17 protein-coding genes are annotated in these 17,019 nt (G+C 66.1%); 12 read left to right on the forward strand and 5 right to left on the reverse strand.

Annotated features, from left to right (window positions below; translation table 11 throughout):
* Nucleotides 1-4 precede the first annotated feature (4 nt).
* Complete coding sequence (locus I1A62_RS20460; RefSeq protein WP_124391667.1) at nt 5-475, reverse strand: group II truncated hemoglobin; 471 nt, start codon at nt 473-475, stop codon at nt 5-7.
* 70 nt (nt 476-545) lie between these two features.
* Here I1A62_RS20460 and I1A62_RS20465 point away from each other — a divergent pair, with 70 nt between their 5' ends.
* On the forward strand, nt 546-1,124 hold the full coding sequence (locus I1A62_RS20465; RefSeq protein WP_124391668.1) for a TetR/AcrR family transcriptional regulator: 579 nt from the start codon (nt 546-548) through the stop codon (nt 1,122-1,124).
* Nucleotides 1,125-1,131: 7 nt separating this feature from the next.
* On the opposite strand, the gene I1A62_RS20470 is transcribed toward I1A62_RS20465, so the two are convergent.
* On the reverse strand, nt 1,132-2,544 hold the full coding sequence (locus I1A62_RS20470) for an MFS transporter (protein ID WP_219459592.1): 1,413 nt from the start codon (nt 2,542-2,544) through the stop codon (nt 1,132-1,134).
* Nucleotides 2,541-2,996, reverse strand: coding sequence for a MarR family winged helix-turn-helix transcriptional regulator (locus I1A62_RS20475; protein ID WP_124391670.1), 456 nt, complete (start codon nt 2,994-2,996; stop codon nt 2,541-2,543). The genes I1A62_RS20470 and I1A62_RS20475 overlap by 4 nt, the downstream gene beginning before the upstream one ends.
* Before the next feature lie 249 nt (nt 2,997-3,245).
* Here I1A62_RS20475 and I1A62_RS20480 point away from each other — a divergent pair, with 249 nt between their 5' ends.
* Both I1A62_RS20480 and I1A62_RS20485 read left to right on the forward strand, forming a co-directional pair.
* Nucleotides 3,246-4,442, forward strand: a complete 1,197-nt coding sequence (locus I1A62_RS20480; protein WP_124391671.1) for an Ig-like domain-containing protein — start codon at nt 3,246-3,248, stop codon at nt 4,440-4,442.
* 9 nt (nt 4,443-4,451) lie between these two features.
* On the forward strand, nt 4,452-5,861 hold the full coding sequence (locus I1A62_RS20485; protein ID WP_219459593.1) for an FAD-binding protein: 1,410 nt from the start codon (nt 4,452-4,454) through the stop codon (nt 5,859-5,861).
* Nucleotides 5,862-5,873: 12 nt separating this feature from the next.
* Here the strand turns inward: I1A62_RS20485 and I1A62_RS20490 are convergent, their stop codons facing one another.
* Complete coding sequence (locus I1A62_RS20490; RefSeq protein ID WP_257890847.1) at nt 5,874-7,097, reverse strand: lipase family protein; 1,224 nt, start codon at nt 7,095-7,097, stop codon at nt 5,874-5,876.
* A 45-nt stretch (nt 7,098-7,142) separates the two neighbouring features.
* Here I1A62_RS20490 and I1A62_RS20495 point away from each other — a divergent pair, with 45 nt between their 5' ends.
* From I1A62_RS20495 to I1A62_RS20525, 7 genes are all read left to right on the forward strand, one after another.
* Complete coding sequence (locus tag I1A62_RS20495) at nt 7,143-8,123, forward strand: zinc-binding dehydrogenase (RefSeq protein ID WP_124391674.1); 981 nt, start codon at nt 7,143-7,145, stop codon at nt 8,121-8,123.
* 54 nt (nt 8,124-8,177) lie between these two features.
* Nucleotides 8,178-8,708 (forward strand): MarR family winged helix-turn-helix transcriptional regulator, encoded by a 531-nt coding sequence (locus tag I1A62_RS20500; RefSeq protein WP_124391675.1) that lies wholly within the window; start codon nt 8,178-8,180, stop codon nt 8,706-8,708.
* A 225-nt stretch (nt 8,709-8,933) separates the two neighbouring features.
* The gene (locus I1A62_RS20505) at nt 8,934-10,088 is read left to right on the forward strand and encodes an acyl-CoA dehydrogenase family protein (protein WP_124391676.1); all 1,155 of its coding nucleotides are present in this window, start codon (nt 8,934-8,936) and stop codon (nt 10,086-10,088) included.
* A gap of 23 nt (nt 10,089-10,111) precedes the next feature.
* The gene (locus I1A62_RS20510; RefSeq protein WP_124391677.1) at nt 10,112-10,909 is read left to right on the forward strand and encodes an SDR family NAD(P)-dependent oxidoreductase; all 798 of its coding nucleotides are present in this window, start codon (nt 10,112-10,114) and stop codon (nt 10,907-10,909) included.
* 153 nt (nt 10,910-11,062) lie between these two features.
* Complete coding sequence (locus I1A62_RS20515; protein ID WP_124391678.1) at nt 11,063-12,385, forward strand: cytochrome P450; 1,323 nt, start codon at nt 11,063-11,065, stop codon at nt 12,383-12,385.
* A gap of 68 nt (nt 12,386-12,453) precedes the next feature.
* Nucleotides 12,454-12,771 carry a 2Fe-2S iron-sulfur cluster-binding protein gene (locus I1A62_RS20520; protein WP_095862197.1) on the forward strand — a complete coding sequence of 106 codons (318 nt, stop codon included), beginning with the start codon at nt 12,454-12,456 and terminating at the stop codon, nt 12,769-12,771.
* A 4-nt stretch (nt 12,772-12,775) separates the two neighbouring features.
* Nucleotides 12,776-13,201 carry a DUF2834 domain-containing protein gene (locus I1A62_RS20525; RefSeq protein WP_225858076.1) on the forward strand — a complete coding sequence of 142 codons (426 nt, stop codon included), beginning with the start codon at nt 12,776-12,778 and terminating at the stop codon, nt 13,199-13,201.
* A gap of 63 nt (nt 13,202-13,264) precedes the next feature.
* On the opposite strand, the gene I1A62_RS20530 is transcribed toward I1A62_RS20525, so the two are convergent.
* The gene (locus tag I1A62_RS20530; RefSeq protein WP_124391679.1) at nt 13,265-14,581 is read right to left on the reverse strand and encodes an NlpC/P60 family protein; all 1,317 of its coding nucleotides are present in this window, start codon (nt 14,579-14,581) and stop codon (nt 13,265-13,267) included.
* 366 nt (nt 14,582-14,947) lie between these two features.
* Here I1A62_RS20530 and I1A62_RS20535 point away from each other — a divergent pair, with 366 nt between their 5' ends.
* A complete protein-coding gene (locus tag I1A62_RS20535) occupies nt 14,948-16,051 on the forward strand; it encodes an NAD(P)-dependent alcohol dehydrogenase (protein ID WP_124391680.1) in 1,104 nt (367 codons plus the stop codon).
* 56 nt (nt 16,052-16,107) lie between these two features.
* On the forward strand, nt 16,108-16,902 hold the full coding sequence (locus tag I1A62_RS20540; RefSeq protein ID WP_124391681.1) for an ABC transporter permease: 795 nt from the start codon (nt 16,108-16,110) through the stop codon (nt 16,900-16,902).
* Nucleotides 16,903-17,019: the final 117 nt, after the last annotated feature.

Here is a 17,019-nt window from a genome sequence, read left to right on the forward strand (position 1 = left end):
CCGGTCAGCCGCGGTAGGGCGGAGCGACGCCCCAGCCCCAGTGCGGGACGGGTGCGTGCTCGACCACCTCGGCTCCCGGGCTCGAATTCTGCAGGGCGAGCCTGGTCCCCCACTCGACGTATGCCATGAAGGCGGACCGGAATTCGGGGTCGGACGGCAGGTCCGCGTCGTCGGCGGCGAGACTCATGGTCGCGGCGAAGCGGTGCCGCTGTTCCGGCGTGATGCCGAGACCGATGTGGTGCCGCAACATCCGTTCGTAGCCGCCGAGGGTTTCGGTGTATCGCGGCGGGCCGCCGAACACCTCGCACCACCACAGGGTGACGTTGCGGCGATGCTCCTCGTGGACGCCGCCGGGGAACATCGGCGACAGCAGATCGTCGCGCTCCACCCGGTCGTAGAAGGCGTCGATCAGCCGCCGGAACGACTGCTCACCGCCCGCCCACTCGTACAGGGACGGGGTGTCCTGATCACTCATGCGAGCTCCCGATTTCCGTCGTCTCTCCATTACAATACACATCAGTATTGGATTGAAAAGAGGTTCGAGCATGAGTGTGGCCGGGCGCAGTCGCGACACCGACATCGACACCCGGGTCCTGAAAGCTGCGGGCCGGCAACTGTCCCGGGCCGGATACGACGCGATGTCGCTCGCCGCGATCGCGGCGGAGGCGGGCACCACCCGCCAGGCGCTGTACCGCCGGTGGGCGACGAAGGCGGAGTTGGCCGCGGACGTCGTGGCGCAGTTGGCCGACGAGGAGACCGGCCGGTCGTCGGCGGACCCGTTCGGTGATCTGGTTCGCGAACTGGCCGACTTCCAGCGCGGGGTGTCGCGCACCGGCCGGCTGTCGCTGGCCGGGACGATGCTCCAGGACACGACTGACGGCGACGTCCGCGCGCAGTACCGTGCCCGGGTGGTGGCACCGCGCCGACGCCGTATCCGCGCCATCCTGGATCGTGCCGCGGCGCTGAAGATGATCGACGCCGACGCCGATCTCGAGATCGCCGTCACGATGACGACGGGCAGTTGGTACGGCCGCGCCCTGGCCGGCGACCCACCCCCCGCGGACTGGGCGGCCCGGACCGCGGCGCTGATCTGGCGGGCGGTCGGAGGAACGGTTTCCTCCTGAGCGGTTCCTACGCAGCAGACCGGCGGTCGCCCATGTTCCGCGACATCAGGACCCCGGCGAGGAGGAGAACACCCGTGATCGCGATGAACCATCCCGTGCGATGCAGTCCGTCGTCGCCGATGACGTGACCGGCGGTGGTCTGCAGCACGACGGCCGACAGGTTCGCCCCGATGTACTGCACGGTGCGGTACATCCCGATCGCTGTGCCGACTTCCTCGACGGACGTGACCGAGCTGATCAGATTCTGATTGCCGATGTTGTTGAATCCGTTGGGGATTCCCAGCACCGCCGCGACCATCAGCAGCACGACGATCGGCGCGGTACTGCTTTCCACCGAGGCCAGGAGCACCCCGCCCACCAGCAGCGCGCACGTCCCGATGGTGAGTGTTCGGCGCACCCCGTGCCGCCGGTACGTCCGGGACGCGAGCAGTGTGGAGCCGATACCGACGACGGCGACGGGAAGCATCGTCAGCCCCGCCTCGGTGGCGCCCATCCCCCGGGAGTACTGCAGCCACTGTGGGATTCCGAAGAAGACGCAGTAGAAGGCCGTGTAGGTGAGGAGGGTCCGCGCGAGGGTCGCGGTGAGCGCCCGGTTCCGGGCCAGCGCCCGAACGTCGATGAACGGTTCGCCCGCCCGACGTTCCCACTGGACGAACAGCGCCAGCACCAGCGCCCACACGGGGATCAGCCACCACACCGGGTCGGTGGTGATCGACAGCAGGAACAGCATCGTGGACGAGACGAGCGCGAGAAACAGCAGGACTCCCACGACGTCGAGCGCGTGCACCAGTTGCCGTCGGCTGACCGACATGCCGCCGACGAAACCGACGTTCGCGAACTTCGTGACCGCGACGGCGCTGAACACGACGATCGGGAGGTTGATCCACATGATCGACTGCCAGCCGAACGCACCCACCAGCAGTCCGCCGAGCGTCGGGCCGAGTGCCACGACTCCCTGGCTGCAGATCGCGAGGGTCGTGATCGCGGTGCGCGGTTGCGCACCGTGCCGTTCCGCGTAGCCGCGAATCATCGTCATCGCGTTGGGATACTGGGTGGCGGTTCCGATTCCGACGAGGATGCGGGAGAAGATCAGCCAGCCGACCGTGGGTGCGAGCAGACCGGCCACGGAACCCAGCGCCACGAGCGCGAGGCCCCCGAGGTACACCTTCCGGGCGCCGAGGAGGGCGCCGAGCTTCCCCGCCATCGGCGCGGTGACGGCGGTGGCGATGTAGAGCGCGGAGATCACCCAGGTGATGCCGGAGGAGGAGCCGAACTGGGCGGCGATACCGACGATCGCCACCGCGATCATCGAGGAGTTCAGAGGCTGGAGGATGCTCCCGGTGGCGACGGATCCGCTGACCCGGAACGGTACGGACGGCGACTTCTGCGCGACAGCGGTGTCGGCGACGGTCGCGCTCACGAGTTCATCAGTGACTCCCGCTGCGGCGCCGACTCAGGGGTTGCTGCGAGTCGGCGGAGTAGCCGTCCGGCGATGAAGAGGAGGTCGCGTTCGGCCTCGGTGCATTCGGTGGCGAGCGCGGCCGAGAGCCATTCGCTCCGACGCGACCGGTCGGCGGTGAGGGTCTGCAATCCCTGCCCGGTGATCGCGACGATGCTCGCCCGTGCGTCCTGGGGGTCCACGGTGCGGGATACCATCCCGGAGTCCTCGAGGATCGAGACGGTCCGCGCGATGGACTGCGGCGCCACCTGCTCGAGATCGGCGAGGGCGCGGGCGCTCATCGGACCTTCCCGGTCGAGATGCGCGAGGGCCTGCAGCTGCGAGGGCGTGAGCAGGTGCCCGGAGCGCTGGGTCCGGATGCGCCGGGTGAACATGACGACATCCTCACGGAGTCGATCAGCCTTCTCGTCCATGTATTCGCCTCTCGTTCGCCGGAGCAATTTCATTAGCCAGTCTAGCTGTTTTATTTCCCGAGGTCAATCGTCATGTTGCATCGACTACGTGCACCTAAGGTCAGAAACATTGCCAGCACAGCTGTCTAAATCGTCGTGGGTGGACGGATTCACCCAGGTCGGGCGGGGTCGGCGAGTGTCTGACAGGAAACTCCGAGCCGATCGCTGGCAGTATGAGGACGGCGAACGCTGATCGAGATCCGAAAGAAGGTGGTCGTGACTCTCCGCACACGGACAGCCGGCATCGTTGCAGTGGTGGCCCTGACGTTCCTGGCCACGGCATGCACCATCGGAGACACCGGCACCTCGGAACCCCCGACCACCACCCAGGCCGCGCCCGCCTCGATTGCCGTTCCCGCGGCCGCCGGCGCGCCGATCAACCCGACCACCCCGATCGTGGTCACCGCCACGGGCGGGCGGCTGACCACCGTAACCGTCACGAATCCCGCGGACGCCGGCGCACCGGTCGCCGGTGCCCTCGCCCCCGACGGCACGCGTTGGACGAGCAGCGCGCCCCTCGGATACGGGTCTACGTACACGGTCGTCGCCGACGCGGTGAACCCCGACGGCGCCCCCGTCGAGCAGACGTTCACGGTGACGACGATGACTCCCGGTTCCACCGCGTATGCGAACGTCGTCCCGGCACCCGAGGTCGTCGCCGACACGGGCATCGGCGTCGGCCAGCCCATGGTGTTCCAGTTCACCTCGCCGGTCGCAAACAAGGCCGCGGTGCAGGAGCGACTGCACGTGACGACGACGCCGCCGCAGCCCGGGGCCTGGTACTGGACCGACGATCAGAACGCGCACTATCGCGCCGCGACCTATTGGGCGCCGGGAACCAAGATCCACGTCGAGGCGGACGTGTTCGGCGTCGACCTGGGCGACGGCGTCTTCGGTGCCGAGAACAATGCCGCCGACTACACCGTGCACGACTCGTGGGTCGCCAAGGCGGACGGGGCCAGCGAGGTGCTCACCGTGTTCCACAACGGTGTCCAGGAGACCTCGATGCCGATGAGCCTCGGCTCCCCCGACCACCCCTCGCACGAGGGCCCGCACGTGGTCTCCGACAGGCAGCAGAGCATCATCATGGACTCCTGCACGTACGGCGTCTGCGCAGGCGACCCCGACTACTACCGCGAGAAGGTCGACCTGAACCTCCGCATCTCGAACGACGGCGAGTTCGTCCATTCGGCGCCGTGGTCGGTCGGCGATCAGGGCAGCAGCAACGTCTCGCACGGCTGCGTGAACCTGGCTCCGGCCAACGCCCAGTGGATGTTCGACCACTTCGGTATCGGCGACGTCGTCGAGATCACCAACTCGGGCGGACCGATCCTGCCCGTGTGGGACACGTACGGGGACTGGGAGGTCCCGTGGGCCGAGTGGCAGGCAGGTAACGCAACCGGATAGGAGGCGCTCGTGAGTTCACCATCCGCGGAATGTGTCGCGCAGCTGAAGGCGGTGCTCCCGCACCGGGTTCATCTGCCGGACACCGACGACTACCACACCGCACTGGGCAGGGTGTTCTTTCCCGACGCCGCGCGACGCCGCCCGTCCTGCGTCGTCGAACCGGAGTCCGTTGAGGAAGTCTCCACCGTCATGCGGGTCGTGCACCGGACGGGCGGCACCGTCACCGTCCGCGGCGGCGGGCTGAGTTCCAACTGCGTCGCCGACGACGCCGTCATGCTCGACCTGTCGGCGCAGATGAACACGGCCCGGCCCGAGGACGATCGAGTGGTCGTGGCCGGCGGCGCCACCGTGGGAACCATGCTGGACGCCCTCGCCCCCACCGGCCGGGTGGTGCCGGTCGGGATCGTCGGACATGCGGGCTTCGGACTCGTCACCCGCGGCGGCGTCGGCTACCTCACGCGCAGTCTCGGGTTGACCGTCGATCAGTTGCTCGAGGTCGAACTCGTCCTGCCCTCCGGCGAAGTCGTCCACTTGTCCGATACCAGCACCGGCGACGAGGCCGATCTGTGGTGGGCGGTCAGGGGTTGCGCACCGTGCTTCGGTGTCGTCACGTCGGCGGTGCTGCGCACGCATCCGCAGGGCCCGGTGTGGGTCGATCGGATGGTGCTGGGACTCGAAGCGCTCGCCACCTATTTCCGTATCGCCCCGACGCTTCCGCGCGACACGACGATGGGCGCGGTGCTCGGCTACAGCGCACTGTCCGCCGACGAACCCGTCCTCTTCGTCTACACCGCGTGCGCGAGCGAGGACGCATCCGACATCGACCGCGCCCGGGCCGCCGCCACCTCGGTTGCCGCCGTGTCGGGCAGCGTGCTGTACCGGTCCGAGACCTCGGGCGACTACCTCTCCGGGCTACCCGAATTCGCGCCACCCGGAGCCGACGGCGAAGAACCTGAACCGATCCGGCTGCCCCAACCGGGTGAACGGCGGGGGTCGTTCTTCGGGAAAGCCGTCTTCACCGGACCGACCCTCGACTCCCAACTCGCAGAAGCCCTCGCCACCCAGATCCGCGGGGCGCCGACGCGGGAATGCCGAATCGACTTCCAGCACACCGGCGGTGCGCTCGCCGACGTGGGCGACGAGGACACCGCATTCTGGGGTCGCGGCGGCGAATGGAACATCCCGCTCAACGCGATCTGGTCCGATCCCTACGACGGCGCCGCCTGCCTGTCGTGGGCGGGCGGCACCCTCGACGCGCTCGCACCCCACACCACCGGCGTCTACAGCGTCGAAGTCCGGCCAGGCTTCCCCGAGACCGGCGCCGAGATCGACGCGGCCTACGGCGGAAACCTCCGGCGCCTCCGAGAACTACGGCAGCGGCACGATCCGATGGGGGTGCTGACGCACTACCCGCTCTGAGAGTTGTAGGTGTCACACGCAATCGTCGATGGCAGCCCGGCCGGCGAAACGTGCTGCAAGGAAGTCGATCGCACCCGGAGCGCCGGAGATCAAGGTGGTGTTGTGACTTCCGCCGGGATACCGCACTACCTGCACCGTGCTGCCTGCGGCACAGGACTGCCGAACGAAGTCGTCGTGGACCGCGACGGGCACCAATTCGTCCCCGTCCGCGTGATAGCTGTAGATCGGCGCACTCAGAGTGCCCGGGGCCGGACTGTTCTCCGCAAGAGCGTCTCGTAATGCCGGAACGTCGAAGGGACGAGGGTCGACGGTGTAGTCGCGCAGCGATCGGAACGCGTAGGTCGCGATCAGATCTACGGTGCATGCCGCGCTGCTCGCCTGCATGGCCGCCCGGCCGTCCGTGGTGAACAGTTCACTCAGCCGCATCTCGGGATACGCACGATCGATGCCGGTCACGCCACCGAAGGTGAGGCCGAAACCGTACCCGCCGTCGACGTTCCGCATTGTCGCCTCGAGGTCTGCCGGTAACCCTCCCAACGCTATTCCGTCCAGTCCCAGCTCGGGCGCATGGGTCTGCTGGAGGTGTGCGGCCCAGGCCGTGGCGAACGCGCCACCCGAATACCCCCAGAGGCCCGTCGGCACATGCGGGCTCAGTCCACTCGGCCCGAACTGCAGGGCAGCGCGGATGCCATCGAGAACCGCGTAGCCGGCCTGTGGTCCGGCGAGGAACTCGGACTCCGGCCCTTCGTAGTCGGCGGTGACGACCGCCCAACCACGGGACAGCAGATACGCGATCATCAGGGACTCAGATGCGGCGTTCGACGTCGCCGCTCCGAGCCCCGCCGTCAGCGCGTAGGACGGTGCGCACCGAGATCCGAGACTGTCTTCCGCGGTCTGATACGAGACGAGGGGCCGGGGGCCGTCGCCCGTCCACGGCGTTCTCGGGACCAGAACCGTGGCGACGTCGGCCACCGGCACTCGGTGGGAGTCGAGCGACTTGTACAGCAACTGCCAGGAATCGACCGGGATCGGCACACTCAGCGCCGTCGCGGTCACCGGCCGTGATCGCAGAATCGTCCCGTCGGGCTGCGCCTCGTAGCCGGCAGGAGGTTGGTAGAACGCATCCTGGGACGGCGCCGGGATGTCGGCGACCGCAGGTCCGGCCGCCGCGACCAGGCCTGCACTCAACGCCGTCACCGCCGCAATCAGTAGGGGCAACCACCGCCATATGCGCACGAAAAACATGCTACCGTGCGAATGGTACGACCGAAAGGACTTTGTGTGGACGCCGTCGTGTTGCGAGAATTCGGGGAGCCGGATGTCTTGAAGGTGGAGTCGATTTCCGACCCCGTGGCGAGCTCGGGCTGGGTCACCGTTCGTCTGAAGGCGGCCGCGCTCAACTGGCACGACGTCCTCGTCCGCCAGGGCAGGTACTCGTCACCGCTGCCGCACGTACTCGGCGCCGACGGCGCAGGTATTCGCACCGACACGGGCGAGGAGGTTCTCGTCCTCCCGTCGCTGTGGTGGGGAGACCGTGACGCTGCGCCGAGCGCACAGTGGGAGATCCTCGGCGATCACCAACGAGGCACCTATGCCGAGTTGGTGCGCGTTCCCGCAGACTGCGTCGCACCCAAACCACGCGGGCTCAGCTGGGAGCAGGCCGCAGCACTTCCCCTCGTCGGACTCACCACCTACCGCGCCCTGTTCACGCGTGGCCGCCTCCGCGCCGGCGAGAACGTGCTCGTCCTGGGCGCAGGCGGTGGCGTCGCGACCATGGCCGTCATGCTGGCGTCCGCAGTAGGAGCGAACGTCACCGTCACGTCCTCCACGGCGGTCAAGATCGCGCAGGCACAGGAACTCGGCGCCGCGAACGGCGCGCTCTACACCGACCCCGAATGGCCGGACGAGGCTCGCCGGCTCACCCCGGACGGGCAGGGATTCGATCTCGTCCTGGATTCGGTGGGGACGTGGGAGCAGTCCATCGCCGCACTGAGGCCGGGTGGCCGCCTGGTCGTGCTGGGCGCGTCGCGCAGCGAGCTCGCCACCCTCGACGTCCGGCCTTTCTACTTCGGCCAGTACGAACTGATCGGGACCACGATGGGCAGTCCCCGGGACTTCGCGGGGCTCCTGACACTGCTGGACACCGAATCCGTCCCGCCCGTACCCATCAGCGCGGCATTCCCACTCGCCGAAGCGGCCGCCGCACACAAGCATCTCGAACAGGGAAGCGGGTTCGGGAAGGTCGTTCTCTCGCACGGCTGACCGCGGTTCTATGATCGACCTCGACGCGGTTCGGTGACGACGAGAGGACGCCCAGTGGCGAGTGAACTCCCGACGCCGGCCGACGGCGCGCGCCACGACGTGGTCGACTGGATGCGAGCCGAATGGTCCCAGCGGCGCGATTCGGCAGATCTGGAATTCGGAACCACGATGGCGTTGCTCCGCACGCACCAGTGGATCGTGCGCGCCATGGACCAGGAACTGCGTTCACTTCGACTGTCGCGCAACGCTTATCTCATTCTGACGTCGTTGCAACTGTCGGAGCAGCGCACTCGCACGCTCGGCAAGTTGAGCAAGTACCTCATGGTCCACCCCACCACCGTGTCGATGGCGGTCGACCAACTCGTCAAGACGGGCCTCGTCGAACGCAAAGCCCACGCGACGGATCGCCGCACCGTTCTCGCAACCCTCACCCCGACCGGCCTGGAGGTGGTCGAGGAGGCGAACGACCGCCTCGCCGCGGCGCGCTTCGGCCTTGCGCCCGTCGACACCGACACCCTGGAAGCGTTGATCGAACAACTGCAACAGGTACGTCGCGCCGTCGGTGACGTCGAAACCGGGGACTGAGAACCGCAGGAGACCCTCTCGCGGTTGAGGTGCCTGACCCGGGCGCCGCATCTCCCACGTAGAGATCTACCCGGCACCTCTCTTGCCTGATTAACTTTGACGCCCTACTATTCAAACCTAGAATAGTTCTCACGGGACGAGGAACGGGCCGTCCGGCTTCTCACTGCACGACAACGCCCCCTCGCCGTGATCCCCCAGCCGAGTCACGCACAGGAGCACACTCCGATGGTTTCATTCGCATTCACCGACGAACACGAAGAGTTCCGAAAGACGCTGGCCGCGTTCAGCGACCGAGTTCTACTTCCCGGCTACCGCGACCGAGCCGCGTCAACGGACTTCCCTTTCGACATTCTGAAAAGGATCGGCGACCTCGGATTGCTGGGCATCGGCCTGCCCGAGCAGTACGGCGGCACGGGCACCGAAGACCCCGTCCTCCTCGGGATCGCCACCGAGACCCTGGCGTATGGCGACGTGAACATGGCGTCGGCACCCGTCCAGATCGGGTTGGTCGCCTCTCAACTGGCGCTGTGCCGGGACGAGATCCAGGAGCGCTACCTCCCTCCCCTCATAGGCGGGGAGCAGACCATCGCCATCGCGTTGACCGAACCGGGCTCGGGCTCCGATGCGAGTGCACTGACCACCACCGCAACGGCGGTAGAGGGCGGATGGCGCCTCGACGGCGAGAAGACGGCCATCTCCTGGGCGATGAATGCCACTGCGGCACTTGTCTACGCGCGAGAGCCCGGATCCAGCCGTGCTCGGGGTGTCAGCTGCTTCGTCGTGCCGCTCGACGCGGACGGGGTCAGCATCAGCCACATGCCCGGCATGGGCTGCCTGCCCTTGGGCTGGGGAAGCATTCACTTGTCCGACGTATTCGTTCCCGAGTCGCATCTCGTCGGCGAACTCGGCAAGGGCTTTCACTCGGTCATGGACCACTTCGACTTCAGCCGTGCCGCCCTCGGTCTGATGTGCCTCGGCGCCGCGAAACAGAGCCTGGAGGAAGCCGCCGCGTACGCACAGCAACGCGAGACGTTCGGGCAGCCGCTGTCCGAGCACCAGGGACTCGCGTTCCAATTCGCCGAGCACGCCACTTATCTGGAAGGTGCGCGCTGGATCTGCTACCGAGCGCTGTGGCTCCGGGACACCGCCCAGCCGCACACCGCCCTGGCGTCGATGAGCAAGTGGTGGCCTCCCGTCGTGGCCAAGAACGCGATCGAATTCGCCATGCGCGTACACGGAAACCTCGGGTACTCGACCGAATCGCCTCTGCAGCAACGCTACCGCGACGTCACCGCGTACCTCGTCGCGGACGGCACAGCCGAGATCCAGAAGCGCATCATCGCGAAGGACATCTTCGCCCGCGGCACCGTATCTCTCTGACCCACCACCCGAAGGAGCTCACAATGGGAACGCATGAAATCTCACCGCCGAAAGAGCTGAAGGACAGCAGCGGGCTGATCGTCGGTGGCACGGCCGGGATCGGGCTCGCGACCGCCGTCGGTCTCGCTCAGGCCGGCGCACCGCGCATCATGGTCGTCGGGCGCGGCACGGAACGCGGACAGACTGCCGTCGAACGCATCTCGTCCGTCAACTCGGCGTGTGAGGTGTCCTTCCTTTCCGCCGACGCGACCACCTCCGACGGCGCCGCCCATATCGCGTCCGAAGCCGAGCGGATTCTGGGCGGCGTGGACATCCTGGTATCCACGACAGCCGCCGACGTTCGGCCGGAACTGTTCGCGAACATTCCCACCGACGACATCGCGCGCATCTTCAACCAACTCGCGCTCCCGTGCATGTATCTCGCGAGCGAGATTGTCCCGCACATGACGGCGAGGAAGGGCGGAGTGATCATCAATCTCGCCTCGGATGCGGGCAAGACCGCTACGCCGGGCGAGTCCGTGATCGGGGCAGCGAAGGCGGCGATCGTCATGTTCACCCGCACGCTGGCCATCGAAGCCAAGCGCAGCGGAATCCGCGTGAACGTTCTGACGCCGTCGCTGGTCAACGGCACCGCGTCGACCGAACGCATCACCTCCGACGGGTTCAGTGCCAAACTGTTCGCCAAGGCGGCACAGCAGGCCCACCTCGGCGTACCCGAATCCGAGGACCTCGCTGCCCTCGCCGTCTTCCTCGCGTCCCCCGCCGCCCGCCGGCTGACCGGGCAGGCAATCAGCGTCAACGGGGGAATCTCGGCGGCCTGAGAACTGCCTCCGAATCGGGGGCGAAACCCCTCGTCTGGGTGACGCATGGGTGCCGTTCATGCATGAGACTCGAGTCACAGCATGAACGGACACCGTGCGACAGCGCCGGTACGTCCCAGCGCTGTTCAGCCCACACCAGAGAGAAGGTTGATCATGACGACGGTCGAATCCGCCGACACCGCCACAATTCCCGATGAGATAGCACGGCAGATCGTTCTCGCCGAGGGACACACGGACGACGCGAAGCTGTACGAGGCCTACCGATGGTTGCGCGAGAACCGGCCGCTCGGGCAGGCACGCGTGGAGGGGTACGACCCTCTCTGGCTGGTCAGTAAGCACGCCGATCTGATGGAGATCGAGCGGCAGCCACAGATCTTCAGCGCAGGCGGCGGCGAGGACAAGGGCTCGCACAACCCCATTCTCGCCAACCAGGCCGGAGACGAGTTCACGAAGAAACTCACCGGCGGAAGTCTGCGCATCCTGGACGCGTTGCCCTACCTCGATCCCCCGGAGCACTCCACCGTCAAGGATGTTGCGTTCGACTGGTTCCGGCCGGCCAACCTCAAGAAGTGGGAGGCCCGCATCCGCGAGACGGCGAAGGAATCCGTCGATCGGCTCGTGTCCGGTAGCCAGGACCTCGACGCCGTACAGGAATTCGCGGTGTTCTTCCCGCTGCATGTCATCATGTCGTTGTTCGGTGTGCCGGTCGAAGACGAACCGCGCATGATGGCACTGACACAGGACCTGTTCGGGGTCGCCGACCCGGATGCGACACGCGAGGACATCGAGAGCCTGTCTCCCGATGCCGCCGCACAGCAGTGGGCAGCGGCGATCTCCGACTTCTACGCCTACTTCGATGTTCTCGTCGAAAGCAGGCGAGCAGAACCACGCGACGATCTGGCGACCCTCATCGCGGTCGCGAAGGATGCCGACGGCGAGTACTTCCCCAAGACGTTCGCCTACGGGTGGTTCGTCGCCATCGCCACCGCCGGCCACGACACCACGGCGAGCACCCTTGCAGGTTGCCTGCAGCAGTTGGCCGCGCGTCCCGACATCCTCGAACAGGTGCAGGGAGACCTCGATCTGGTTCCCCACCTGGTGAACGAAGCGTTGAGGATCGTGTCTCCGGTGAAACAGTTCACCCGAGTCGCACTCACCGATTACGAACTCCGTGGGAGTTCGATCAAGGCCGGCGACCGACTGATGCTGCTGTTCCAGTCCGGTAACCGCGATGCCGACGTGTTCGACAACCCGGACACCTTCGACATCGACCGGCGTCCGAACAAGCAGATCGCGTTCGGCTACGGACCGCACATGTGCATCGGCCAGCATCTCGCCAAGCTCGAAATGAAGGTCATGCTCGAGGAACTGCTGCCCAAGCTTCGCCGCGTCGAGGTGACCGGCGAGCCCAAGATGATCCAGACCAACTTCGTCGGCGGATTGCGGCACCTCCCCGTCCACCTGACGTTCGCCTGACCAGGTGGTGCGCCGAGACAAGATGACACTCGGCGCACCACCTTCGAGTGAGAAAGTGCCCCCAGTACATGACGAAAGTTACCTATCACCTGCCGGACGGGTCGACGGAGCACGTCGATGTCGAACCCGGTGAAACGCTCATGAACGCAGCGCTCCGCAACAACCTCCCCGGCATCGTCGCCGAATGCGGCGGCAGTTGCGCCTGTGCTACGTGCCACGTCCACCTCCCGAAGCAGTACACCCGCTTCTTCGCCGAACCGACGGACGAGGAGACGGATCTGATCGCCTATCTGGACGCCGCGGACGACGACTCTCGCCTGTCCTGCCAACTCGTCGTCGCCGACAGCGAGGCCGAGATCCACGTTCGCGTCGCAGACAGCAGGTGACGTCGTGACCACGCAGATGCGCGGAAATACCGCAATGAATGCCCGCCACGCCTTCTACGTCGTCGCCGGGATCGCGGCGCTCCTCCTGACCTGGCCATTCGCGTTCGACTGGATCGGCGACGGCGGAAACATCCTCAACCCGGTCGAATTCTTCGGAGACGGTATCGAGCCGGGCGGCACCGCCGCCTTCCTGAGCATCGACATGCTGATCGCCTGGACGGTCTTCATCGTCTGGGTGCTCACGGACACCGCACGGATCGGCCTGGGCCGGAAGTGGGGCGTGGTCTTCGTGCTCTTGTCCTACATCGGCGTCTCCATGGCCTTCCCGTTCTATCTCGTTGCACGAGAGCGCTTCCTGTCGCGCGTGCCCAGCGGTCGACCGGACGCGAAGACACCGGAGGACCCGGCGTCCCGTGTCGGGCGCGGCTAGCAACCGACCGAGGCCCCTCCGTCGAGCGCTGCTCGGCGTGGGGGCTTCGTCCCGTCCGGCCTTCTACGACACCACTCGCCGCGCCTTCATGCCCTCGAAGACCGGTGCGATCCGAACGACGTCACCTGTCGTCGGCGCATGCACCATCTGACCGTTTCCCAGATAGATCGCCACGTGGCCGGGCCCTCCCGAGCCCCAGTTGCCGAACAGCAGATCGCCCGGCCTCGCGTCTTCCAGCGGGACCTCGACGCCGACGTTCCACTGGGTCTCCGACGTGCGCGGGAGGATGAATCCGGCGGTCGCGTCGTACACCGCATAGGACGTCAGACCCGAACAGTCGAATCCTCCGGAGGACGGGCCCTTCACGCTGCCGCCACCCCACACGTACGGCAAGCCGAGATACCGAATCGCCGCCTGTACGATGCGACCACCGACACTCCCCGAATCACTGCGCAGGAGTTGCAGAACCGACGCGAACCGCTCCTCCGACTCACGAATCTTCGCGACGTACGGCCGCGTCTGGTTCTCGTAGTCGTCGGTCCCTCGGGGCATTCCCCCGAATTGGCGTACCGCTCCTATCCCCGCGTTGTATCCGGCGAGAGTCAGGTCAAGGGTGTCCCCGGACACGAGACCCTCCGCCTTCCATTCACCGATCTGGCTGTACATGTCGCACAGCAGGTTCCCGGACGCCATCACCGAATCGGCGACTCCGAGAACGTCCGACTTTCCGTCGCCGTCGGCGTCCTTGCCGTATCGCGCCCAGGTGGCCGGCATGAACTGTCCGGGTCCACGTGCACCCGCCGGCGAGGCCGGCGAGGCCGCACCGTACCGAAATCCGTTCTCGACGGAATACAGCGCTGCGAGAACGGGCGCGGTGATTCCCTCGCAGATTCCACCCGCCTTCGTGAACCAGGGGACGAACACGGCGATCGAGCTGATCGGCATCGGACCGGCTGCGCTGTTGCCGGTGACAACACGCTCCGTGTTCGAAACAGATTCCGCCACAGTGCCACCTGCAGTTTCCGACTCTTCCGCAGACCACACCTCTTCGGGCTCGCTGGGGACCACCGGTGGAGGCTCGTCGAATCCGGGATCAGCGGCAGGGGCAGCGATTACGGGTGGTGGCAGAAACGGCGCCACGGCGCTTTGGGCCGTCTCGGCAGCCGTGTCGAGTGTCTGCCGAGCGGGCTCGCGGGAATTTTCGGGCAGCAACTCGATGTAGTCGTCGATTGTCACGTCGACGGCTTTCGCCTGATCCGCCACCGCGTAAATCTGCTGCATCGCGAAATCTTCTGCTGCATCGGGCATATCGGCGCCCTGGACGATACCGCCGATTGCGGCGGCGACCCCCATGATGAGCGACGAAGGATCAACAGACACTGGTTCCTCCTGGGATGGGACATCGATCGAGTTGATCTCGGAATGTGACTCAAGTCTCTCTTCATGCGTGCACTCGACGCGTCACACCAGGGGGTGCTTTCGGTACTTCGTCGGGGGCATCGGGTTCCCGCGGCGCGCAGACTGCCGACCCTGCGTCGACTCCGCCGCACGAGCCTTGACTCCGTGTGGAGAAGTTTCACAGGAGGACTGGCCCCCTGGGCTGCCGTAGTCCCATCGGGGGTAAATGGGGGGAGATTGGAGCGAACTTGCCGCTCATCCCTGTTTTCAGAGCTTGTGATCTACCTAACATTGCACCTACGCAAGTGATGCCCGTCCTCGGGCGAACACCTGAAATGAGGAGCAGTCGTGCAGATCACCGCCGCCGTAGTCCACGAAGTCGCGGGCGACTTCGCCATCGAGACCGTGTCTCTGAGCGAACCCACGGAACACGAAGTCCTCGTCGAGATCGCCGGCGTCGGTCTCTGCCACACCGATCTGGCCGTCAAGGAGGGCCATCTGCCGTTCCCCCTTCCGGGCGTCGTCGGCCACGAAGGCAGCGGCACGGTCGTGAAGGTCGGATCCGGGGTCACCAAGGTCGCTGAAGGCGACAAGGTCGCCATCAGCTTCAACAGTTGCGGCCAGTGCGCCCACTGCGAGAAGGGTGAGCCTGCCTACTGCCACAATTTCATGGCATACAACTTCGGTGGTGTGCGCCCGGACGGCAGTTCGGCACTCACCTCGGGCGACGACACGCTCGGCGGCAACTTCTTCGGCCAGTCCTCCCTCGCGACACATGCCATCGCTCACGAGCGCAATGTCGTGAAGGTCGCGGACGACGCGCCTCTCGAACTCGTCGGTCCGCTCGGCTGTGGAATCCAGACCGGCGCGGGTGCGGTGTTGAACTCTCTCGACGTCGAGCCGGGTTCGTCCTTGGTCGTCGTCGGGGCAGGTTCGGTCGGCCTGGCAGCCGTCCTTGCCGCGGTGGTACGCGAGGTCGGTGTGATCATCGTCGTCGAACCGCACGAGTCGCGCCGCGAACTCGCGCTCTCCCTGGGCGCCACACACGTCGTCGATCCCGCGGATCGCGTTCTTTCCGAGCAGATCCGGGCAATTGTTCCCGACGGCGTCAACTATGCGATCGACACGACAGCGCTACTTCCCGTGCTGGACCAGATCCTGCAGTCACTGGGCGTCCGGGGTTCCCTCGGCCTCATCGGGGTCCCCGCCGACCCGACCGCCACACTCCCGGTCGGCATGATGTCGACGCAGCTCTTCGGTCACACGATTCGCGGGATCGTCGAGGGTGATTCCGATCCCGACACGTTCATTCCTCACCTTCTGGATCTCCACCGTCAGGGCAAGTTCCCGTTCGACAAGTTGATCACGACGATGCCCTTCTCTCAGATCAACGAGGCTGTGGCCGTGCAGCATCGAGGTGAGGCGGTGAAGGTCGTCCTCGTCCACGAGTGATGGCCAACCCTGTTTTTCCCGTCGGATGCTCCGGAAACAGTGAGAAAGGCCGTTCGATGTCTGTAGATCCGAAAACTCGCCCGCCGAGAGCGAGTGCTGTCCGGAAGGCCGTCCAGGTCGCGCCGACGGCCGTCGGTGCGTTCTACGCGACGTCGATGGAGACGTTCCGATGCATGTTCAAGCGCCCCTTCCACGCTCGCGAATTCGTGCAGCAGGCGTGGTTCATCGCCGGTGTGTCGATCATGCCGGCGCTGCTGATGGCGATTCCCTTCTGCATGATGTTCGTCTATCAGATCAACATCCTGTTGGCCGAGATCGGTGCCGTCGACCTCAGTGGCGCCGGCGCCGGCGTCGCGATCATTCGGGAAATCGGCCCGGTTGTCACGGTTCTCGTCGTGGCAGGTGCCGGCTCGACCGCGATCTGCGCCGACCTGGGTTCACGGACGATTCGTGAAGAGATCGACGCAATGAAGGTGCTGGGGATCGATCCGATTCAACGCCTCGTTGTGCCGAGGGTGTTGGCGTCCACTTTGATCGGGATGTTCCTGAACGGCCTCGTGTCGGCGGTCGGCCTGGTGGGCGGTTATATCGCGACGGTGTACATGCAGGGCGCGTCGCCGGGGCAATACGTCACGGCGATCTCGATCCTGACCAAACTGCCCGACTTCCTCGTCAGCGAGGTGAAGGCGGCGGTGTTCGGCCTGCTGGCAGGACTCGTCGCGTGCCATTTGGGACTCAACGCGAAGGGCGGACCCAAGGGCGTGGGAGACGCAGTGAACCAGACCGTCGTGTTCAGCTTTCTGCTGCTTTTCCTCGCCAACTCGGTTATCACGACTCTCGCGCTGCACTGACAGCGCTCCACCTCTAGCCGCGAAGACGGCTGTCAATGGGAGAATTCTGTGTCGAAAGCTACTCGGGCCACCGGCGCGAGACCCAGGGTTGCCACGGTCGCGCTCAGCGTGGTCGAT

The organism is Rhodococcus sp. USK10 (assembly GCF_019378875.1).
In the GTDB taxonomy this organism is placed as follows: domain Bacteria; phylum Actinomycetota; class Actinomycetes; order Mycobacteriales; family Mycobacteriaceae; genus Rhodococcus_F; species Rhodococcus_F pseudokoreensis.